Origin of the sequence: Vibrio atlanticus (assembly GCF_024347315.1) — a bacterium.
In the GTDB taxonomy this organism is placed as follows: Bacteria; Pseudomonadota; Gammaproteobacteria; order Enterobacterales; family Vibrionaceae; genus Vibrio; species Vibrio atlanticus.
Genome location: NZ_AP025460.1, coordinates 1961150 through 1981367 on the forward strand (window position 1 = coordinate 1961150; position 20218 = coordinate 1981367).

The 20218-nt window shown below is 43.4% G+C and carries 21 protein-coding genes; 12 read left to right on the forward strand and 9 right to left on the reverse strand.

What is annotated here, in order from left to right:
- Positions 1-97: 97 nt before the first annotated feature.
- Together OCV30_RS08765 and OCV30_RS08770 are read right to left on the reverse strand one after the other, a co-directional pair.
- A complete protein-coding gene (locus OCV30_RS08765; protein ID WP_065678682.1) occupies positions 98-1507 on the reverse strand; it encodes a sensor histidine kinase in 1410 nt (469 codons plus the stop codon).
- Complete coding sequence (locus OCV30_RS08770) at positions 1491-2165, reverse strand: response regulator transcription factor (RefSeq protein ID WP_004734810.1); 675 nt, start codon at positions 2163-2165, stop codon at positions 1491-1493. The genes OCV30_RS08765 and OCV30_RS08770 overlap by 17 nt, the downstream gene beginning before the upstream one ends.
- A 244-nt stretch (positions 2166-2409) precedes the next feature.
- Between OCV30_RS08770 and OCV30_RS08775 the strand changes: the two genes are divergently transcribed.
- Positions 2410-2907, forward strand: a complete 498-nt coding sequence (locus OCV30_RS08775; RefSeq protein ID WP_009846975.1) for a GlcG/HbpS family heme-binding protein — start codon at positions 2410-2412, stop codon at positions 2905-2907.
- A 484-nt stretch (positions 2908-3391) separates the two neighbouring features.
- Positions 3392-3895, forward strand: coding sequence for a YcxB family protein (locus tag OCV30_RS08780; protein WP_065678684.1), 504 nt, complete (start codon positions 3392-3394; stop codon positions 3893-3895).
- A gap of 150 nt (positions 3896-4045) precedes the next feature.
- Here the strand turns inward: OCV30_RS08780 and OCV30_RS08785 are convergent, their stop codons facing one another.
- A complete protein-coding gene (locus tag OCV30_RS08785) occupies positions 4046-5857 on the reverse strand; it encodes a PLP-dependent transferase (protein ID WP_065678685.1) in 1812 nt (603 codons plus the stop codon).
- A 142-nt stretch (positions 5858-5999) separates the two neighbouring features.
- Between OCV30_RS08785 and OCV30_RS08790 the strand changes: the two genes are divergently transcribed.
- The 6 genes from OCV30_RS08790 (at position 6000) to OCV30_RS08815 (ending at position 12135) form a co-directional block, all read left to right on the forward strand.
- Positions 6000-6455: an Lrp/AsnC family transcriptional regulator gene (locus tag OCV30_RS08790; protein WP_009846980.1), complete on the forward strand. Its 456-nt coding sequence runs from the start codon at positions 6000-6002 to the stop codon at positions 6453-6455.
- Between the two features lie 284 nt (positions 6456-6739).
- The gene (locus tag OCV30_RS08795) at positions 6740-7747 is read left to right on the forward strand and encodes a tetratricopeptide repeat protein (protein WP_012604167.1); all 1008 of its coding nucleotides are present in this window, start codon (positions 6740-6742) and stop codon (positions 7745-7747) included.
- Between the two features lie 227 nt (positions 7748-7974).
- Positions 7975-8640 carry a response regulator transcription factor gene (locus tag OCV30_RS08800; RefSeq protein ID WP_065678686.1) on the forward strand — a complete coding sequence of 222 codons (666 nt, stop codon included), beginning with the start codon at positions 7975-7977 and terminating at the stop codon, positions 8638-8640.
- Position 8641: 1 nt separating this feature from the next.
- On the forward strand, positions 8642-9904 hold the full coding sequence (locus OCV30_RS08805) for a sensor histidine kinase (protein ID WP_065678687.1): 1263 nt from the start codon (positions 8642-8644) through the stop codon (positions 9902-9904).
- Positions 9905-9990: 86 nt separating this feature from the next.
- On the forward strand, positions 9991-11406 hold the full coding sequence (locus OCV30_RS08810; protein ID WP_065678688.1) for a flavin monoamine oxidase family protein: 1416 nt from the start codon (positions 9991-9993) through the stop codon (positions 11404-11406).
- A gap of 69 nt (positions 11407-11475) precedes the next feature.
- Entirely contained in the window at positions 11476-12135 is a 660-nt protein-coding gene (locus OCV30_RS08815; protein ID WP_065678689.1) for a GNAT family N-acetyltransferase, read from the forward strand.
- A 248-nt stretch (positions 12136-12383) separates the two neighbouring features.
- On the opposite strand, the gene OCV30_RS08820 is transcribed toward OCV30_RS08815, so the two are convergent.
- The 3 genes from OCV30_RS08820 to OCV30_RS08830 all read right to left on the reverse strand — a co-directional run bounded on the left by OCV30_RS08820 (position 12384) and on the right by OCV30_RS08830 (position 15188).
- Complete coding sequence (locus OCV30_RS08820; RefSeq protein ID WP_209439694.1) at positions 12384-13907, reverse strand: hypothetical protein; 1524 nt, start codon at positions 13905-13907, stop codon at positions 12384-12386.
- Positions 13900-14499, reverse strand: coding sequence for a chromosome partitioning protein ParA (locus OCV30_RS08825; RefSeq protein WP_065678691.1), 600 nt, complete (start codon positions 14497-14499; stop codon positions 13900-13902). Before OCV30_RS08825 ends, OCV30_RS08820 begins: the two co-directional genes overlap by 8 nt.
- Positions 14500-14849: 350 nt before the next feature.
- Positions 14850-15188 (reverse strand): hypothetical protein, encoded by a 339-nt coding sequence (locus tag OCV30_RS08830; protein ID WP_009846986.1) that lies wholly within the window; start codon positions 15186-15188, stop codon positions 14850-14852.
- A 169-nt stretch (positions 15189-15357) separates the two neighbouring features.
- Here OCV30_RS08830 and folK point away from each other — a divergent pair, with 169 nt between their 5' ends.
- The 4 genes from folK to folM all read left to right on the forward strand — a co-directional run bounded on the left by folK (position 15358) and on the right by folM (position 17722).
- A complete protein-coding gene (gene folK, locus OCV30_RS08835; protein ID WP_065678692.1) occupies positions 15358-15855 on the forward strand; it encodes a 2-amino-4-hydroxy-6-hydroxymethyldihydropteridine diphosphokinase in 498 nt (165 codons plus the stop codon).
- Between the two features lie 127 nt (positions 15856-15982).
- The gene (folX, locus tag OCV30_RS08840; RefSeq protein WP_017102704.1) at positions 15983-16360 is read left to right on the forward strand and encodes a dihydroneopterin triphosphate 2'-epimerase; all 378 of its coding nucleotides are present in this window, start codon (positions 15983-15985) and stop codon (positions 16358-16360) included.
- A 10-nt stretch (positions 16361-16370) separates the two neighbouring features.
- The gene (gene folE, locus OCV30_RS08845) at positions 16371-17009 is read left to right on the forward strand and encodes a GTP cyclohydrolase I FolE (protein WP_017099742.1); all 639 of its coding nucleotides are present in this window, start codon (positions 16371-16373) and stop codon (positions 17007-17009) included.
- Positions 17006-17722 (forward strand): dihydromonapterin reductase, encoded by a 717-nt coding sequence (gene folM / locus OCV30_RS08850; protein ID WP_065678693.1) that lies wholly within the window; start codon positions 17006-17008, stop codon positions 17720-17722. The genes folE and folM overlap by 4 nt, the downstream gene beginning before the upstream one ends.
- An 88-nt stretch (positions 17723-17810) precedes the next feature.
- Here the strand turns inward: folM and OCV30_RS08855 are convergent, their stop codons facing one another.
- From OCV30_RS08855 to OCV30_RS08865, 3 genes are all read right to left on the reverse strand, one after another.
- Positions 17811-18179, reverse strand: a complete 369-nt coding sequence (locus OCV30_RS08855; RefSeq protein WP_083994587.1) for a hypothetical protein — start codon at positions 18177-18179, stop codon at positions 17811-17813.
- Between the two features lie 15 nt (positions 18180-18194).
- On the reverse strand, positions 18195-19067 hold the full coding sequence (locus tag OCV30_RS08860) for a patatin-like phospholipase family protein (RefSeq protein WP_065678695.1): 873 nt from the start codon (positions 19065-19067) through the stop codon (positions 18195-18197).
- Positions 19068-19401: 334 nt separating this feature from the next.
- Positions 19402-19956, reverse strand: coding sequence for a hypothetical protein (locus OCV30_RS08865; protein ID WP_065678696.1), 555 nt, complete (start codon positions 19954-19956; stop codon positions 19402-19404).
- Between the last annotated feature and the right edge of the window lie 262 nt (positions 19957-20218).

The window sequence follows — 20218 nt, forward strand, 5'->3', positions numbered from 1 at the left end:
CCTCCCTTCCCAAAAACAAGAATGCCCCACTAGTGCGGGGCATTCTTTGTGCGTAAGAGTTGAAATTTCAAAGACGAAGTGACGATATAAATCGTTGTTACAACGAAAGAGTAAAAGTACTTCCCACACCCAATTCAGATTCAACGACTAACGTTCCTTCTAGATTCTCGACCATGGCAAGCGCTAAAGATAACCCAAGACCATACCCCTCGATATTGCTGCGGCTGCTGTCGACTCGGTAAAGTCGGTCAAAAATCAAGTCCTGATATTTCTGTTCAATGCCCACACCGGTGTCCTGGATACTTATCTCGACCTTACCTTCGGTGCTTTGCTCCGCTTTGACCGTCACTCTTCCTTCGGGCTCGGTGTACTTAATCGCGTTATCAACAAGATTAACCAACACCTGAGTCAACTTATCAGGGTCTGACTGAATCACAAGACCATCAGCGCTCTCAACCACCAGCTCGATTCGTTTGTCCTCTGCAACATCTTCATACCAGCTCACCACATTGCTGATCACGTCAGAGACCTGAGTCGATACTTTCTGCGGTATGCGTTTACCAGTTAGCTCATCATTCAGTTTCATCAAGGCGGTTAACATATTACTGGCCTGCATAGCGTGCTCAGAGCAGTCCGCCAATGCATCTTTCATCGCTTGTTGGTCGGCGTTGTTAAGTAAAGCAGTTTGAGAGGCTAACGTAATACGCGACAAAGGAGTTCGAATATCATGAGCGATCGCATCGACGGTCGTATTCAAGCTTGTCGTCACGTGCTGTAACTTGGCAACCGCAGTATGGACACTATAACTGATCACGTTGAGCCCTTGCGGTAAATCAGATTCGGCTTCATTTTTAGTGCTAGTGCTAGTGCTAGGAAATTCTAACTGCCCTTTTTTCAGCTTATCGAGCAAGTCGCCAAAGGTCACTAACGGAGACATTGCACTCTGAATGATGTTACGAGTAAAGACTGCGGTCACGGCCACGAGAGCAAGCAACGCATATAAGGTCATTAGCCATTGATTGTATGCGATAAAGTCTCTTGATCGGTTATCCAAAACCAACCAGAAATCATACTGCTCCCCTTCAATAGATAACGACATATAGGGACTAAAGATAAAGCTCTCTAACCATGAACGATTCTCATCAATTTGATAGCTAGAAAAAGACTGTTCTGTCGATAAATGTTGAACACCAGCGATAAACACGGCATCAGATGAAGCGCCCTTCTCAAGCTTATACGCCGCAATGTTGTTTTCGAGTAGCCGATGAGGATTCGCCTCTAAAACATGAATCAATCGCTCACCCGAATCGTAAGTCAAAATACGCTGATACTCGGTCGACATAGACGTAAGGATCTTCTTTTCCGTTTGGTAAAGGTCGAAAAAGAAGATCGCCCCAACAATCAGTTCCACCAGCAGCAAGCAGAGCAGTAAAGTCGACATAAAGCGAACCAACAAATGTCTCTGCGTTTTAGCAAGCGCCTGTTCAATACTACGACTTGAGGACATAGCCAACACCTCGAAGTGTGTGAATTAACGGCTTAGAAAAACCCTTATCAACTTTGCTGCGAAGCCTACAAACCAAAACATCGACCACGTTGGTTTGCGGATCAAACTGATGCCCCCAAACATGCTCAAGAATCGCGGTTTTCGACATCACAGCCTCTCGGTTTTCGAGCAGTAATTTCATCAACATAAACTCGCGCTGATTAATGGTGATCGTTTGTTGATCTCTTTGTAGAGTGTGTTTAAGTAGGTCTAGGCTAAGCGGGCCGTAATGCAATTCTAATGGCTGAGGTGTCGGTTGCTTGCCTCGACGCACCAAGGTTTGGCAACGAGCCAATAACTCAGGAAACGCAAAAGGTTTTACCAAATAATCATCAGCACCTGACTGTAGCCCTTGCACTCGTTCTTCTACTGAGTGTTTGGCACTTAATATGATGACGGGCGTCGCGTAGCCTTGCCCTCTGAGTTCAGCCAACACTTCAAACCCATCTTTCTTTGGCAACATGATATCGAGAATGATCACGTCATACTCTTCGGTTACGGCCTCGTGTAATCCATCAACACCATCTGTTGCGTGCGTCACCGTTATCCCTTCTTGCTGAAAACCATTCACCAAAAATCTCGCGATATGAATGTCATCTTCAATCAATAGTATTTTCATTAACGTCCGTTTATATATTTGCCGTGGTCTTAATACACTCTATCAATATCCTTTCTCGAATATAACCAACATTGCAACTTTGTAATGTTCAAGAAAGCCAGTCGTAATCATGCATTCGTTAGTATGAACCTGTTGATTAAAAACACCCTTTCTAAACAAACAAAAAATAGAATTCGGAATTTGAAAAACGAATATTTTTTGAAAACAGATTCTTTTTGAAAACAGATGCTTTAACGGAGTAAACATGAAAACGACAAAACTAACAGTACTAGCAGCAACCCTTGGTTTCCTTAGCCTTTCTCACAATGCAATGGCAGCAGAAACACAAACGGTCTCTTTCACTCAAATATCATCAGAAGCGGCCTTCAAGCTTGCCCATGAAGCCGTTAATCAATGTGAAGCCGATGGCTACAAGGTTTCTGCGACTGTTGTCGACTTGTCGGGTAATGTGATTGCTCAACTACGTTCTGACGGCGCAGGCATCCACACTCTTGATAGCTCACGCAAAAAAGCGTTCACAGTGGCAAGCATGAAGCAGCCGTCAGGTAACCTGATGAAACTCATCGCCGACAAACCTATCATGCAACCCTTGCAGAATATGGACGACAACTTGTTATTCCTGGCGGGTGGTGTTCCGGTACAACTGAACAATGCCATGATAGGCGCGATTGGTGTGGGTGGCGCTCCGGGTGGCCACTTAGATGTCGCTTGTGCTGAAAAAGCGATTAAGAAGTTTTTCTAAGAAAACCCATTAACAGAAAACTAATTAGCTAGCCCTATTTGATTATACGCTAGCCTCTAAATACCTCGCACTTGCGGGGTAATTTGTTATAAGAACAACATTTCATCTGATAGAACAGTAAGCGGTCTAACATCATTCATTTAATATAGAAACGTATAGAACAGCTGTTACCTTGGGTTAAAATTACAACAACGAAAAAAGAAAAGCCGTGAGTATAGGAAGACTGGGGTCGCCAAGTTGGTGTCGCATGAAGTCGGTATCTAAAGCGCAATACAATGAATGGAGCAACAAGGTTACTTAAAATAGCTATGAGACATGACAGCTTGTCGCGGGGCGACCACTTAGCTACAGCGTAACAATTTAGCTATCATGCGAGTAAACGCATTCAGTATTATTGATTTACAAAAGAGGATTGAAACCGCTAAGACAAACCAGCGTGAAGCGATATAATGCGCCTCAACAAAGAACTACAAAGTAGCCACACATGCCTAAAGATCCCGGTTTCACCACAGAATACACCCTCGACAAAACGTTTTTCGCAGAGTGTTATGTTCAAACTAGCCTTCCGACTCAGTTTCCAAAAGCCTATTTAAAGGCATTTTTGTTTCTTATTTTTGGTTGGGTTCTATTGGAGTTTGAACTGTTACCTAGTGGCTACGTAGGCTGGTTTTTTATCGTTTTGAGTGTGATTGAAGCGTTCAGTGTATATTGCAAGAGAACCTGGTGGTTATGGCGACAAAAAATCAGCTCAGGCGCTGGCAGCAAAGTGGTCTTTTCAGGGGATACTGATGGTGTGAGTTATAAAAACCGTAAAGCCACCAATACTATCGCTTGGCGTGACATCGACCAACTTGAACAAACCGATTTAGGTTTTATCCTTCATATTGGAAAACAGCGCCAATACGTCAGTAAATCTTGTCTAAACGATGAAGCCATTGCCTTCATGATTGCACAACACGAAGCATCTAAAACATCCAAAGATTCCTAAGCTTTCTATGCTTTCTATGCTTTCTAAGCATCAATTAATGCCTGCCAACTTGGTGGGCATTTTTACATCACCCTAAGTGTCATGACTGGACTACAACAGTGGCCACCGTATACCAAATAAGTGATTGTCACCTTTCCTTAATAACTCAGCTTACTGAGTAAGTTGCTCAAACTTCGGCAAGCTCTTCACAAACCTCTGGTGTACATCCATATAGGTTTGCATATAGATTTCATCGATACTCTCACCACTCGGGAAACTCGATGAGAAGTCTGCGTGTTTGCGGTCAATCGACAATTTAGCGGCCTCGATAATGTGAGCGATGAACATTCGCGGATCTTCCAAGCCGATAGAGATACGCATTGTGGTTGGCTTGATGCCTGCTTCATTTAACGCTTCATCGCTGAGCTCTGAGTGCGTGGTCAGTGCTGGGCACAAGGCCACAGTGTTGGTTTGCCCTAAGCTCACTTGCATGCCGATTGCTGGCTCAAGCATGTCGAAGAACTGTTTAAACCCATCTCGATTGATTGGTGCACGGTCGCCGTTGCCTTCCATATCGATAGTGAAAAGCGCGGCTGGCAAACCCAAGTACATGTTGTTCTGGCAGTGCTCATAGTTATCACTGTCTGGCAAAGCTGGACACGACACATTGATGTCTGGGTGAGCGTCGAAGATCTTCGCGAGCGTCAGAGTGTTGATGGTTTTCTGCACCACACGCATCTCATAGGTTTTCATGCCATTGAGCACTTCAAACGCTTTGTCTGCATCTAAGAATGCGCCTTTGATGTAATACACATTCCAAAACAGCGTTTCGTTCCATGGAATGGTGACCTCATCGCCGTTGGACTTGGTGAAAGTGACCTCCTCTCCTTTTGGAATAAACATGGTCTCGTTGCGGCCAATCACAACTCCAGCTGTTGTGGTGCCAGAACCCGCCAGTTCTTTGGTGTAAGAGTGAATGACATAATCGGGTCTTTCCGCCATATCGTCGCGCTTCAGTACTGGATGCAGCAATGGAGTCCCCACTGTCGAGTCAACAATCACATCCCAACCACGAACGTGACCTGCTTTACTGATGCTAGCAACATCTAACACGTATCCATGCGGGTTACACGGTGACTCTAGGTAGACGTAGATTTTCTTACCCGCAGCGATGCGATCTGCGTATTTATCGGCAACCTCATCAAGTCGCGTCGCAAACTCATCCCCGGAGTAACCATCCACCCACTCTACCGCGACATTCAGGTTCGAAGGCTTGCCAAACCAATCTTCCAACAGTTGGTAAGAACCGCCGTAGATATTGCGTGAAGCTAAGACAATGTCTTCATACCCAAGTAGATGGCTCAACAACCCATCAATAGCGGCCATCCCCGAGTTAAAGTTCCATGCGAGGTACTCATTGGCTCTAGAGCCTGCCTCAATATCAACCATGTGGTTAGCCAGTGAAATCGATGTTGGGTTAAGCAGTCGAGAGTAAATATCGTGCAGCGGCTCCTTACCATTAAACGCATCTTCAATCCATTCTGTACACGCAAACAAATAGGTCGCGGTACGTGTAATCACAGGGCTCGCAGAGAAAATAGCAGCGACATTATCGAAGATAGGATACGCACCTTTGGATGCAAAATTACCATTATTGGTGGCAATAGACTGGTAAGTGGCGCGCATTGGGTTTTGCAGATTGTCGAGGATCTTAGCGATCTGGAATGACAAAAAACGTTTGGCGTTAAACCAAGCGATTCGGTCGCTCTTATCGAGCTCTGAAAGGCCATCAACCGTCAATGCCCAAAGATCGTGTGTCTTGGTATTGGCTTTGTACAGTGTCGTCGCCAGTTCGATAAGCGTGACGCCGTAATCACTGTTTGGGTCGATACCAAAATGCTTGGCTTGCTCAATGGCAAGGGCTTCTGCTTGTTCGAGTTTGGTAGTTTTACGCAGCGGGCTAAGTTGAGTTGAAGTATTCATAATTCCTAAGTCATTCCATGCTGGTTGTTCCTCCTTTAATTTTAGTTTTGCGCGGATGTTAAAAATTGCTATTTGCGAAGTAAGACATACACTTTGAGCAATAATATTGCCAAATTAAAATCAATATTGATGGAATATGCCAATGGACGAGATCGATAAGAAAATACTGGCTGAACTGCAAAGCAACGCTAGACTGACTAATCAAGAGTTGGCCGACCGAGTAGCGCTGTCGCCCTCTCCTTGCTTACGCCGAATTCGAGCATTAGAGAAACAAGGGATTATTCGCGGCTATCACGCCAGTGTTGACCAAGAAGCGTGTGGCCTGCCAGTCAATGTGTTTGTGTTGGTGAAGCTTGAAAAGCCAACTGAAGAGAATATGCGAGACTTTGAACAGCACATCGAAGTGATTGACGAGGTGTTAGAGTGTTTTCTGATGACGGGCAATCACGACTACCTACTGCATGTGGTGAGCGAGTCGCTCAAGAGCTACGAGCAGTTTATCCGTAAACAACTAACTCGCCTGCCCAATATCGCTTCTATTGAATCCAGCTTCGCCTTCGGTCAGGTAAAAACAAAGACCAAGCTGCCAGTCAGGTAATGAGTGTCACGATAACTTGGGTTTAAAGACCTCTAGATCATTATCGGCACTGATCGAGTCCTGTCCATTGCTACTGAGCCAGTGCCACCCAGTTTTCGCGCCTACGCCATTGAGTTAAGCGCTTGGTTCAACGTTTATTTACCTGTCTTGGTTGCGCCAGCATTGTGAGATGCCCTAGGTCTCATTGTCGTGAATTCGGTTTTCGATAGCCCGAAATTTCCTTTATTTTCAAAGCTGTTTTGTTATATTCATGTGAAACATTACTAATATAAGAAATGGCTTAAATGATAAAACAAAGTTGTACTTTTTTAACGTCACTGTCGCTGCTGCTATCCGCTAGCACTTTTGCATACGATCTTGAGATAGAAGCTTTTGAAGGCGAAGAACTCGCACTTTTAAAGAACGCAGAAACGTCTAGCGATAACGAATTGCTAATGCAAGCTGCTAACCTTTTAATTGAAGATTCAATGTATGAAGAGAACTTACAACGCGGATATGAGTACATGAATCAAGTAGCGGAGTCTGGTGAGGTAAAAGCGATGATTACCTTGGCAGATAATTATTACTACGAAGAGCAATACGAAAAAGCACTGGCTTGGTACCACAAAGCTGAAACCAGCAAAGACCCTTATGTGCTCTACTCATTAGGCGTAATGTATTTTGATGGTGAAGGTACACCTATCGACCTAAAGAAAGGCAACGATTATTACCTAGCTTCTGCAAAAGCGGGGTATTCTGACGCTATGTATCAACTCGCATTTTCATACGATGAAGGTCAAGGCGTCACTCAAGACTTCTCCAAATCTGCGTATTGGTTTGAGCAATCGGCTAACTTAGGCGATGCAAGTGCTATGTACAATTTGGGTATTTCTTACCTAAATGGACAAGGCGTTGAAAAGAGTTGCTCTAAAGCGATGCAATTATTTAGCAAAGCCATTGAAGAAGATGAACATACACTTTCTTATGTGAAGATGGGTGATATTTACTCTTCTACGCGATACAAAAAACCGTGTGGTTTCAAAACTACAGACGCAAAAAAAGCATTAGAGTATTACACTCACGCCGCAATGCAGGGCAACGATTATGGTCAATATTCCGTTGGTTACGCCTACCGTAATGGTCACGGTACATGGAGCGATTTTGTTAAAGCGCTAGCATGGTTTGAAGTCGCGCAGGAATACGGAAACTCGGATGCAGAGAAAGAGATAATCGACGTGAAACAGTACATGTCGAAAGAAAACATTGCCGCAGCTGCGCAGCTTAAAGACTCTTTAATCGAAGATATCTGGTAACAATAATTTATTACAGATTAGATTATTGTTATTACTCGAAAATCAAAAGGCCTCGCACACGCGAGGCCTTAATTTTATCCATCAATAAACGCCCCTCTCTTTCATCGATAACATACATATTGAAAGTGTTTGCTCTACTAGGCGTAACGGCCCCCCGTTAACCTTTTAATAACTATTTGCGTGATATAATAGAAAGATCAATATAAGAATGATTAGGAAGCTCCACCATGCTTGTTTTATTGGTTGAAGACGACAAAGTGCTAGCGTCTGCGTTAAGCGATTACCTAGAGCTTGATAACATTGAATGTGATTTTGCATACAATGGTATTACTGGCCTTAGTTTAGCGACGGAGAACCAATACGACATCATCATTCTAGATGTCATGCTTCCCAAGTTGAGTGGATTCTCAATCTGCCAATCATTGAGAGATAAAGGCGTTGAGACTCCTATATTAATGATGACCGCCAAAGACTCATTAGATGACAAGCTTGAAGGTTTTCAGGTAGGTACTGATGATTATGTGACGAAGCCTTTTGCCATGGCTGAACTAAGTGCAAGGCTAAAAGCCCTTGCGAATCGAAGTACAGGAAGAGTATCGAAAGTCATTCATATTGGTGATCTGAGCGTGGATATGGCTTCACATACGGCACACCGTGGCTCTATAGAATTAAGTTTGTCACCGCTTAGTTGGAAGTTGCTTAAGTCTCTTGTAAAGCACAGCCCAAATGTGGTGGCTAAGGAAACGTTAGAGCGTGAGGTTTGGGGCGAGGAAACCAGCGACAATAATCTGAAAGTTCAGATTCACAAGCTACGGCAGGCTATCGATAAGCCTTTTTCTTCGTCGCTTGTCCACAGTGTTCCCAAAGTCGGTTTCGCCCTGAGAGAATCATAATATGCCGAGCCTTCGTAAAAGAATTTATACCTTTTTAGCACTATCTCTTGTGACCATTTTAATCTTTCTCTGTGTATTAGGGTACGTGATTCAAAAGGCCAGTATTAATACCGATACCAAAAATATGATGGTCTATTATGGATTATTCATTGAAGAAAACGCCCTAGAACAAGATTTAGCGAACCTTCAACGAGGAGGGTTAATAGCGGCTTACCACGATGTTAATCAGCTTCCATCTTATATCCGAGAAGCCTTCCCATGGCAAAGCATGGGCTCTGAGTCTTTATACGAAAAAGAGTTAACGAATTTAGATAATGAAAATGTGTATGCCTACGCCCTAAAGTATCGCTTAAAAGATCAACGAGGCGATGTATTCATTATCTCCGAGTATCTTGAGACGTTAGAAAACCAGATGCAATATGAGCAATCGATTTGGTATGAGAATACACTCAAGTTACTCGTGGCAGGTTCACTGCTGCTCATCAGTATTGTTTTAATTTTCCTATTGTTTTATTACATCTTAATAAAACCTATACGTTCACTGTCTTTATGGCTCTCAGATCCGACGCAACCAATCCCCCATAACAGAATCAAATACCAAGAGCTGCTTGCTATCGTTCAAAGCTACGAAAATAATTTAGAAAAGCAGAAAGAAATAATAAAGAAAGAGGAGCTATTTCTCAGTACGATGAGCCATGAGTTGAGAACACCAATTGCCATAATTTCTTCAAGTGTCGAGCTATTAGATAGATTAGGTGTTGAGGAAAAAGTGTCTAGAATTAACAACCGAATATCCTACGCCATTTCCAACATGAATTATCTAGCAAAAACGTTGTTGTGGCTTTCCCGAAAAAACAATCAGCCACTCAGTACCGAGATAGTGGATTTGTCCGAGCTCATTTATCAAGTGATTAAGGATAATGAGTATCTGCTTGAGGGAAGAGACACAGAGCTCTCAATAGCATGCAACATTGAGCCAGAATACGAAATACAGGACAACTATGGTGCTGTGCACCTGGCTATCGTCAACCTCATCCGTAATGCGCTTCAGTACAGTGCCGACGGGCAAATTTTGGTTGTTCTTAAAGGTGGTGTTATGACTATTGAAAACCCGTATGAAAAGGATTTTGAACAAGCTAATGATATAGAGTCATATGGTTATGGCTTGTATCTGGTAGAAAAAATATGCGTTGCTAGAGGGTATCGTTTTTCCATTGACTATCAACCTGAAAGTGTCGTCGCTACCTTACGCTTAAAATGCTGATAACCGATTGATAACCGTTCCTCGTTTATACTTGTTTGTGTCGAAAATCTAAGTTCACATTTAAATGATTCAAGCAGCAGGTATCTATGAAGCTTATCCAACTATCAACAACGATTGCATTAGCCACGACGTTATTCACAAGTAACGTATTTGCAGACGAACCCCAATATGAGTATGTCGTTATTGGCGCTGGCTCTGCTGGCCTATCAGCCGCTTATAAATTACAGAGCTTGGATAAAGAGTTTATTGTTCTAGAGAGAAACACACGCCCTGGGGGCATTGCAGAGAATGGAGTCCGAGGACGTTTTCATTACGCCAAAGGGACAGAGTATCTTGGAGAACCTGAAGGATACTTAGCGGATGTCATTCAGGATCTAAAGATTCCGATGGTTGAGATACCGCTACCTATGGATGCCAGTTTCTTTCAAGGAGAGATGTATATCGGCGACAAAGAGTTGGCCCGCTTAACCATTGAACAAGCCGGAGAGCAAGAGTTTCAGAAGTTTATCGATCTGTTGAATGGTGTTAAAGATCTGAAATTTAGGGAGTTACGTAAACTCGACAATATTACGGCTAAACAATGGCTTGATGACAATCAAATCCCTCCCTTTATACAGCAACGATACAAGGTTATGTCTCGAGGGTTATTTGGCGCCAATTTAACTGATATATCCGCTTTAAGCTTCATTCCCGAAGCTATCTTTGATTATGTCGACGTCGAAGAGGTGTCAGATTTAATGGAGCCAGATACAAACGGCCACTCAGAATCTTGGACAACGCAAACCGGCATCGCCACTATAGCAACGAGCATTGCTAAAAACCTTGATGAACATATTCGTTACCAGTCTAGTGTTAAGCACATAGCCAAGATAAAGGCCGGTTATCAGATAGAATTTAACGCCGACGGTAAAGTACATACGCTAACTACTGAGAAAGTCATTGTCGCAACACCCGCTCCGGTTGCGGCTTATATTGCGAATGATGTTCTGACGGCCGAGCAGATTCGCATACTGGAGCAAGTTAACTATGCGCAGTATGCCACTGTAGCTCTTTTTTCTGAGACTCCCATATTCAACAAGGCCTTTGACCTCGCCATTTTAGATGGGAAAGTGATCACCGACCTTTATGATGCCACATGGGTAGAAAGACATCACAACCCCGAGCTTAGCGATGTCAAAGAATATATCGCCAGTGTGTATTTAGCGCCTCAAGGTGTCGCTGATAAATCACTTTTGAAGAACAGTGACGCCGAGATAATGGACATCATCTTCACAGAGCTAAACGCCGCCGTTCCGGGTATCAAAGACAAAGTCAGCGGGTATGATATTAAACGCTTTTACCACGCATACCCAGTGTTCAACAAAGGCTACTTCACCCGTTTACATCAATTAAAATCAAGTTTCTCTGGTGTTTATTTAGCGGGAGATTACATGTCTTACCCAACATTTGATGCCGCATTTGAATCTGGTTTTGAAGCCGTAATACAAGCTGAAGGCGAGTAATAACTCTTCATACTATCTATGTAGTGCGCTGTACTAGCGCACTATAGAATAAGACGCACGGGAGAGTGTATGTCTGCGAAAACATATCGATTTGTACCTTATGAAGAAAAACACTTCTTTGGCTGTGTAGACCTTGTCATGTCAACTTGGAACTTCCACTCAAACTTTATGGACGTTCCTTGCAACAGAATTATCTACGAGTATTACTTAAAAACCTGCCTCAATTGGAATCATCATTTGGACGTCATTGTTGATGAACACGAACAAGTGATCGGCATTCTATTTGGGAGCAAAGAGGATACTTCGTTTATCGAAGAGCTCAAATTTTCCAGAAAAGACAGGCTCAATAACAAATGGAAAAATAAGAAGATTCAGAATGGACACTTCGGTAATAAAGAAGTGGCGAACAGAGAGCTAGCACGATTCGCGATGAACGATGTTCTAGGGGAAAAAGATGCAAGCCGCTTTGATGGTGAGGTCAACTTGTTTATTGTTAGCCAAGCTTATCAGGGGCAAGGGTTAGGTAAACAGTTAATGGATCGCTACCTAAACTTTTGTCGAAGCAACAAGTTAAGAAGCGTGTTCCTATGGACTGATGAAGATTGTAATCACGCCTTTTATTCTCGTTATGGGTTCTCGCTTCACAAGCGTTTTAAAACCTATACTCGTTCCGGATTAAAAAGCCCAACCGAAAACGGGATGGTGTTTTCTCTCAAAGTTCAGCAATGACAAACACAGGAAAAAAGTAACGCAACTTCGGTCTAAGCTTCTTCTAAATGTCGTACTATTCCAAGTTGCTGCCCCATTACTTAATTGCCCGAAAAGCAAAAGGCCTCGCACACACGAGGCCTTAGTTTTATCTATCGAAAGGTTGTCCCCCGACTCCACCAACTTAGCCGCTTTCATCAACTTTTCATTAAACTGCTTTGGTTGCTCTAGCATATGGACATAGCCTGAACCTTCAACGTAGCTAGTAATCAATGGCCTTGACAGAGATTAGTAGGATGAAAACTTTGAAAAGGTACTGCATAACGTGCCGACACATCATAGCGTCCAGACAAATGCTGAGTGACTAAATACTGACGTTGCTCCTCATTATAAAAGTGTTGTGTTGCTTCTAGTTCAATAGCATCTCCATCCCCAGCACAAATGAAATAGTCGTCGTCCATATCTCGAAATGCTATTGGGGTTTCATCTACCAATCCATATCTATCGGTCATCTTTCTTGACCTCCAAATATCTTTAAATGTACCTAGCTCAAAGCGTTTTAAATTTCGCCATTGTACGAACATATAAGTGTCTTGCGAGGGAATCGATGGAATGTCATTCATTGCCTCGTTCGGGCTTTTACAAGTATCAAACAAAACCACAGCATTGTTCTCAACTCTAAATGGCAATCTATCTTCATCTTGTATATAAGAATCCACGTTCCTTTTGAACCAAGAATCACCCTCTGGGCTGAGATAGAAAGAAGGAGACTTTAGGTAAGACCCAAATTCGTCAGTTTTACTTGCGTCAACAATTTCATAAACAGGATTATCATGAAGTGAGTCATAGCTCGCACTATAATCGAACTCAATTTTAAACAAAAAATCTTCCATCTCGGGTTTAGTAAGAGACGTGAAAGCTTTATCGACCGACGCTTTGATTTTCTCAATGGATTTGGGGTGAGTGAGGTAAATAGGAATGAGTCCGTGTCCAGTAATGTCTAATTTACTCGGTGCTATCGTGGTGTTGGGAGGCGGAACACTGCCTATCCCTGTAAAGTTAAGCAAATTAATCACAAGGTCTGAGGCCGATAAAATATAATCACTGTCTGGGCTAAGGGTTGGGGAAGCGGGAGCGATGTGAACAACGTGAATGTTATCGGCACTGTAACCGTATTGGGACGTAACATGCTTATATGATTCGTTTACCCATAAGTTCCCTTGTGAATGAGCGATGTAAATGAGCTTTTTTCCTTTCCACGTAAGAGAGTCATTTAAAAGATGATGCTGCATTCTAGTCTGGCTAGTTTCGGGGGCATCAACAAGTGAAGCTAATTCTTTTAAAAATGTCGTGATAGTTGCATTGATGGTTTGGTTTGTGAAGTCGAGAACAAACCCAGCAAACCAAACAAAAGTAGCGCTGATTTTTTGGATGATAGCGCTGTTTTGCCTACCGCTTACGATGTCCCCAAAGGCCTCCCACCGGTCGAATTGTTTCTGCTCTAACTCGGAAGTTCTTTGGTCAAAGGTTTCAGCAAAATCAGCCAGTACGTTAAGGCCACTTCCTTCAATATAAGAATCGTTATAGAAAAGCTGGTATTCGACAGACTCACTTTTGTATTGGCTGATACCTAGAGTGGCTTTGATCTTCTTTTGTCCCCTTTTAGCTTGTTCTTTGGTTGTTGCTACCCCATTAAAAAAGGCGATAGTGTAACCTTCTATTTTGCATGAGTTAGCGATTGCATTGAATGGCAGTAAAACCACTAATATGAGTAATATTGTTTGCCTATTCACAATATTTTTCCTCAGCAGGAAGGAGTGTACTTACAGATCCATCTTGTAAATGATTATAAGCTAAGTACGCCATAGTACGAGCTTTGGTGTTGTAGGTGAGAGATGTGATTGTGTTGGAGGTGTTTATGCCGTCATCAATATCAATTCCTACAAACTCTTCACAGGCGAGGACTTCGTCGTACTTGTATGAAATTTCGAGGGCTTTTTTGATGTTAGCATGGGTCTTCTGTGAAAAATCGTGATAGAGATTTTCTTGTGTGTAACGGGCGTTTTGTTTTAAGGCTTTTCGGACTGGCTCGGTCACTTCTAGCGCATCAATAAACGCCTCAATGTCATCGCGGATACCATCATTGTTTGCATCCGTACCAGTAAGAGAGTCGCTGCGGTCAAGCATGGGTTCAAAACGCTCATATAGAAGCCTAAGTTGATCATCAATTGTTTCTTGTGCCTTTAATTCCGCGACTAGCTCAGGTGTTTTCTCTATGTGAGAGATGACACTCGGTTGTTCCACTACAGCAGCGTTTGGCTCATTCGATTCTTTGCACCCCACGATTATCATCACGGCTAATGCGCAGACTAACCCATTTTTCATTTCTGTATCCCCTAGTATTTCAAATAGTTACCAGAGAATACGGACAAATTAACTCACTGAATAATAAAGAGTTTGCATAGGGACATAACAAACAAAAATAGAAAGTTAGATGTTGTTACCCTCCGCCTTTTCTGTGTTTCAAAAAAGGCGGAAAATATCAATGAAGGGGGAGATTTGAACGGGGGTTGGCAGTATATTATCACGAGCTTCTGGCCAAGTTATTTCGCTCGCTAAACAACACATAAAAAAGGCCTCGCACACGCGAGGCCTTAGTTTTATCTACAGAGCAGCTTATTCGCAACCAATTATTCAATTAACCAATCAACCGCTCCAAACCCACTGAATAATATTCAGTCCATTCGGGTAATGAAGGTTTGTTCGTCATCGACAAAAGCCACATAGTCGCCGTGATAAATAAACACTCGACCTCGCCCTTCAACGATACACGCAAGCTGTGGGTTCAAATCTTCGTCAAGATTTTCACTTTGATACGTGCCGGTATCGGTGATCACACCGCGGAGTTTAGGTAAAAATCCATAGCTGCGCTTGGCTTGATCAATCAGGCTCAATTCACTGGCGGTCGAGAAGTAAGATGGGATTGGACCTGCATCTTCGATAAACATAGTTTTCAGTTCTTCAAAAGCTGTAATCACCAGCCAGTCGATGCCGTTAACGTGATGGATAAACATTGTTTATAAATACCTAGATTCTCGATAATTCTGATGCGGGGATTCTATCACTATCAGAGGCGATTTGCGGCAGAACCCTATTTTCTTTTATCTTCCTGTTTTTAATAGGATGCATGGCTGATCTTCATCGCGAATTGGACGTATAGGCTCCTTAAAAGGAAGGATAACTATGGCCTACGTCTACGTCAGCATCGGAAGCAACATTAACCGCGAACACCACGTCACAGAATCTCTCAAAGCATTGAATGACCGCTTTGCACCGCTGCACATTTCTAATTTCTACGATTGCGAGCCTGTCGGTTTCGAAGGGGATAACTTCCTAAACCTTGTCGTTGGGTTTCAATGTAACCTCCCTGTCGCAGAGTTGGTTCAGGTTCTACATCAAATCGAAGCAGAGAATGATCGCAAGCGTCAGACCAAAGCCTATGCTTCACGCACGATGGATATCGACATCCTTCTTTATGGTAATCAAGTGGGCGTTATCGATGGCGTAGAACTGCCTAGAGGTGAAATCACCGAGTACGCTTTTGTACTAAGACCGTTAGTCGATGTTGCCGCGCAAGAACGTCACCCCACTCTAGACATCTCATATCAACAGCTCTGGGAAAGCTTCGATCAGTTAAGTCAGAAAACCGAACCCATCCCGTTCGAGCTCAGTTTCACTTAGCCTTTCCATGACTGAAAAAAGAACGGCTGCAATAGGAACAACTGAACTTTTAATAACCTGAGATTTACTGATCTTTTCTTAAAACAAGCACGTAACTGACTTCACTTTCTAAGGATTGGACACTGTTATGAATCACAACGCCATTATCACCATTACAAACCTCAGACTAAGAACCTTCATCGGCTTCAACGAAGAAGAAAAGTCCAAGCAGCAAGACATTGTTATCAACGCAGAAATCCACTACCCCGCTAACAACCTTTGCCTCTCTGATGATGTGGACAACGCGCTTAACTACAAAAACATCTGCAAGAAGATCATTCAACATGTCGAATCCGGAAGGTTTCTGCTTTTGGAAAAGCTAACCAGTGACGTTCTCGGCATTTGTATCGACCATCCATGGGTGAAATACGCTCAAGTGAGAATCGACAAGCCTCATGCGCTACGTTTTGCTGACTCTGTTTCGCTCACTCTGAGCTATGAAGCAGACAACGACAATAATTCATAAGGAGTGCGTCATGCTGAACACAGAAGCCGAAAAAGTAAGAGAAGCTTTGCTCGCAAGAGGACTTGAAACTCCAATGACACCGAGCGAAATGAATCCCAACCAGAAGTACAACCGCATCAAAGGACTGTTGACGGAAGTGGTCAGTACGCTTGGACTGGATTTAACCGATGACAGCCTTGCTGAAACACCTCATCGCATTGCAAAGATGTACGTCCATGAGATATTTTCAGGGCTCGATTACGATAACTTCCCGAAAATCAGTGTTATAGAAAACAAAATGTCGGTTGATGAAATGGTCAAGGTATCGGATATCGATTTAACGTCGACGTGCGAACACCACTTCATTACCATCGATGGTTTAGCGGAAGTGGCTTATATACCTGAAAACAAGATTCTTGGGCTGTCTAAAATAAACCGTATCGTTCGATTCTTTGCTCAGCGTCCTCAGGTACAAGAACGCCTTACTCAGCAAATCCTAGTCGCGATACAGACTCTAGTAGAGACAGAAAACGTGGCCGTGACGATTAAAGCCACGCACTATTGCGTTAAATCCAGAGGCGTCATGGATGCAAACTCTGAAACCTCAACAACCGCTCTCGGTGGTATTTTCAAAACTAACCCTCAAACCAGAGCTGAGTTTTTACGATGAGTGAAACGATATTAATAACCGGCGTGGGAAAGCGACTCGGCTTCGCACTGGCGCAGCAACTTTTAGCGGATGGATTCAAAGTGGTTGGCACTTATCGCAACGACTATCCTCAATTGCAACTGTTGCGCGACAGTGGAGCCGACTTGCAGCATGTAGACTTTTATCAGCAAAGTAGTCTAGAGAGTTTTCTTCACTATGTTGGTCAAGAATATAAGACACTCCGAGCCATCATACATAACGCTTCCGACTGGAAACCTGAGAACAAAAACAATCCTAGTGACAATGCGTCACACATCATGCACCAGATGATGACGATTCACGCTACCGTGCCTTATCTGTTCAACTTAACACTCAAAGACCAATTGATGTCTGGCGATAAAACCTCAGACATCATCCACATCAGTGACTACGTTGCAGAAAAAGGCAGTAAAAAACACATCGCTTACGCGGCCAGTAAAGCGGCGCTCAACAACCTAACGCTATCGTTTTCAGCGATGCTGGCTCCCAAGGTCAAAGTAAATACCCTCTCTCCAGCCATGATTAAGTTTAATGAGCATGACGATGAGGCATACAAGACCAAAGCGCTGCAGAAAGCTCTGATTCCCACAGAAGCGGGCTTTGAGGAAATAATAGATGGCATCAAGTTTGTGTTGGCCAGTCACTACATGACAGGAAGAACTTTGCACCTTGATGGCGGCAGACATTTGAAGTAATGCGCTTACATTGTCTGCTACCTAAAACTGCTGCTATATAGCGAATGCGGTTAACTAGAAACCGTTATAAGCTAGAAACTGCTATGACCTAGAAACTAGTATAATACTGAGGAAGGCGAGTCTCTTCATCCCAGCCTAACAACTCAATATTGATCAATGACTTGCGCTTCTCATTACACAGTGAAGCGAGATTGATGATAGGGAGCTGGCTACGAAACTGCGCGGTGAGGATGACCTTTTTATTTTCACTCAGGCAGTCTCGGCATTGCACCACAATCGCTTCAGTATCTAGCTGGTGTGCGTTCTCGATAATCTTAATAACAGCGTTCTCTTGATAGCACTCTATCAGCCAAGATACGGCAGCCACTTCTGAGCTGGTAAGCACGATGACATCTTTTGTTGCCATAAGCTCGTGGAGTTCAAGCTCTTTTAGTTCAGTTTCCATAAATACTCTCATTCAGCAGCAAATACATTAAAGTCGATTGCCCAGTTTAGCCTGTGCCAAATGGTAGCCTCTGTCTATCATCTCTTGTGAACGATCAAACTCTAAGGTGCCACAAGCATTGCGTGGGATCTCAAGCGTAATATCGGCGGGATAAGCGGCCAATTTTTGGCGAGCAATGGTCGATTGCATCGCATCAAACGCTTGGTTGGCAATGTCGTAGGCTGCAAAGTTAAAGCTCATTTTACTTTTTACACTGCTACCGAGATTATCGATAAAGTGAACAACCTTCTCATGCAAATTGCTCTCTTTGGTAGGTAGGGAAACCGGTATCACTTCCTGTTGAAGCATCTCAGGTTCACCACCTAAGTTCACAGCCAGAGTAAAGTCTGTCTTATCACTAAAGGTAGGCGCAATCGGTACGGGATTGAGCACTCCGCCATCAATCAGCACTTCGCCATTAATCACATGAGGCGTGAAGAACAGTGGTAAAGAGATAGAGGCGCGAATGGCGTCAAACAGAGAACCGGATTGCAGCCAAACCTCTTTTTCATCGGCGACGTTAGCGGCAACCGCGGTATAAGGGATAGGCAGATCTTCAATTGAAATCTCACCGATCAATCCACGCAGTGTGTCGATGATCTTGTCCCCTTTGAAGATACCACTCGATTGCCATGAAAAATCCAACATCATCGCCATATCCGATTGGTCGATACTGGTGACCCACTCTTCAAATTCATCCAACTTACCCGCCGCATAGACACCACCGATAAGTGCGCCAATTGAACAACCAGAGATAGATTTTATCTGATAGCCATGCTCAATTAACCAACGGATTATTCCAACGTGAACCAAGCCTCTTGCGCCACCACTGCCAAGTACCAATGAGACCGTTTTTTCCATCGTACTCATCCTTTAATTCATTAGCTCTTCAAAGCTTTGGGCAAAAATTATATCACTTCGTGTCAGTGTAAGCTGTGTAATGCTTTGAAAACTGCACCACCTGCGTGCCTAAATGTGTCTCGGATTGAGATCGGGCAGCTTAAGTTGATTGCTGAAACTCATAGACTTTAGACTACCGAACTAAACTAAAAGTGAGTCATTCCAGCAAGCCTAAGCGCGACTAGGAATCTGCTTTCCGTTAGCGCTTGATACAAAAAAGTCGCCCACTTGAAAGCGAGCGACCTCTTGTTGTTCATTGTGTTTTTGAGCTCATTCTGTAAGTGAGAACAAAGAATTACAACACGCGTAAGCACTCTTCTGGCGACAAGCTCAAGAGCGTATTGGCGAAGTTGATCTTCTCATCGCGCCATCTCAATGCTGCCTCTCGACCTTCTTGTGAGTGTCGGTCGGCCTCAAAATAGCTTTTTCTTGGAAGCCCGTCTGCTGGCGTCATCACCATAGACTGTTCATTCAAGCGAAGCGTAAACAAGAACTGACCACGTTGTCCGGTTTGCGCTGCTGGGTGATGCAATGTGGTATCACAGCAATAGCGCCTATCACGCAGTGCGCGGCATGTGTACTCAAAAGCATCTTGAGCACCACGTCCAGGGAACGCGGTATAAACACTGATGCCATCACGTTGCAAAGACTGCTCACCCGCCGCGAGTTGCACCGCATGTTGGATCATCCTAAAGCCCAGAACCACGCCACCAATGCTGTTCAATCCACTGTATTGAATTGCGCCTTCTAAGCTCAGATGAAGTTTGTCTTCCCCTTCATAGAGAAAGAGATCAGGCGATGCCCAATCGCTCTTTGGAATAAGCAGTTGAGTAATATCCGAGTGTTCCATGTTGGTCTCCGCAACAATGAGTGTGTTTGAGCCCACAAGGTAACGTAATGAGAATTATTATCAATAGTTTTTAACCAAAAACGTTACCCCAGAAACCACTCATCGATGGATGCTATCTGATGCTTTAACGCCAAGCATTTCTTGTTAGATATTCATTTATTACCAATAAAGCTCATCGCCTACAAATAAACAGACACATACTATCTACAGGGTCTAATACTAGTCGTCCGACTCTACGACTAATGTCTAACCGACTGAGTCT

Excerpts from the sequence above, each read along its gene's own strand:
- OCV30_RS08765 (WP_065678682.1), bottom strand. The coding sequence starts at position 1,507 with ATGTCCTCAAGTCGTAGTATTGAACAGGCGCTTGCTAAAACGCAGAGA.
- OCV30_RS08770 (WP_004734810.1), bottom strand. The coding sequence starts at position 2,165 with ATGAAAATACTATTGATTGAAGATGACATTCATATCGCGAGATTTTTG.
- OCV30_RS08775 (WP_009846975.1), top strand. The coding sequence starts at position 2,410 with ATGAAAACGACAAAACTAACAGTACTAGCAGCAACCCTTGGTTTCCTT.
- OCV30_RS08780 (WP_065678684.1), top strand. The coding sequence starts at position 3,392 with ATGCCTAAAGATCCCGGTTTCACCACAGAATACACCCTCGACAAAACG.
- OCV30_RS08785 (WP_065678685.1), bottom strand. The coding sequence starts at position 5,857 with ATGAATACTTCAACTCAACTTAGCCCGCTGCGTAAAACTACCAAACTC.
- OCV30_RS08790 (WP_009846980.1), top strand. The coding sequence starts at position 6,000 with ATGGACGAGATCGATAAGAAAATACTGGCTGAACTGCAAAGCAACGCT.
- OCV30_RS08795 (WP_012604167.1), top strand. The coding sequence starts at position 6,740 with ATGATAAAACAAAGTTGTACTTTTTTAACGTCACTGTCGCTGCTGCTA.
- OCV30_RS08800 (WP_065678686.1), top strand. The coding sequence starts at position 7,975 with ATGCTTGTTTTATTGGTTGAAGACGACAAAGTGCTAGCGTCTGCGTTA.
- OCV30_RS08805 (WP_065678687.1), top strand. The coding sequence starts at position 8,642 with ATGCCGAGCCTTCGTAAAAGAATTTATACCTTTTTAGCACTATCTCTT.
- OCV30_RS08810 (WP_065678688.1), top strand. The coding sequence starts at position 9,991 with ATGAAGCTTATCCAACTATCAACAACGATTGCATTAGCCACGACGTTA.
- OCV30_RS08815 (WP_065678689.1), top strand. The coding sequence starts at position 11,476 with ATGTCTGCGAAAACATATCGATTTGTACCTTATGAAGAAAAACACTTC.
- OCV30_RS08825 (WP_065678691.1), bottom strand. The coding sequence starts at position 14,499 with ATGAAAAATGGGTTAGTCTGCGCATTAGCCGTGATGATAATCGTGGGG.
- OCV30_RS08830 (WP_009846986.1), bottom strand. The coding sequence starts at position 15,188 with ATGTTTATCCATCACGTTAACGGCATCGACTGGCTGGTGATTACAGCT.
- folK (WP_065678692.1), top strand. The coding sequence starts at position 15,358 with ATGGCCTACGTCTACGTCAGCATCGGAAGCAACATTAACCGCGAACAC.
- folX (WP_017102704.1), top strand. The coding sequence starts at position 15,983 with ATGAATCACAACGCCATTATCACCATTACAAACCTCAGACTAAGAACC.
- folE (WP_017099742.1), top strand. The coding sequence starts at position 16,371 with ATGCTGAACACAGAAGCCGAAAAAGTAAGAGAAGCTTTGCTCGCAAGA.
- folM (WP_065678693.1), top strand. The coding sequence starts at position 17,006 with ATGAGTGAAACGATATTAATAACCGGCGTGGGAAAGCGACTCGGCTTC.
- OCV30_RS08855 (WP_083994587.1), bottom strand. The coding sequence starts at position 18,179 with ATGAGAGTATTTATGGAAACTGAACTAAAAGAGCTTGAACTCCACGAG.
- OCV30_RS08860 (WP_065678695.1), bottom strand. The coding sequence starts at position 19,067 with ATGGAAAAAACGGTCTCATTGGTACTTGGCAGTGGTGGCGCAAGAGGC.
- OCV30_RS08865 (WP_065678696.1), bottom strand. The coding sequence starts at position 19,956 with ATGGAACACTCGGATATTACTCAACTGCTTATTCCAAAGAGCGATTGG.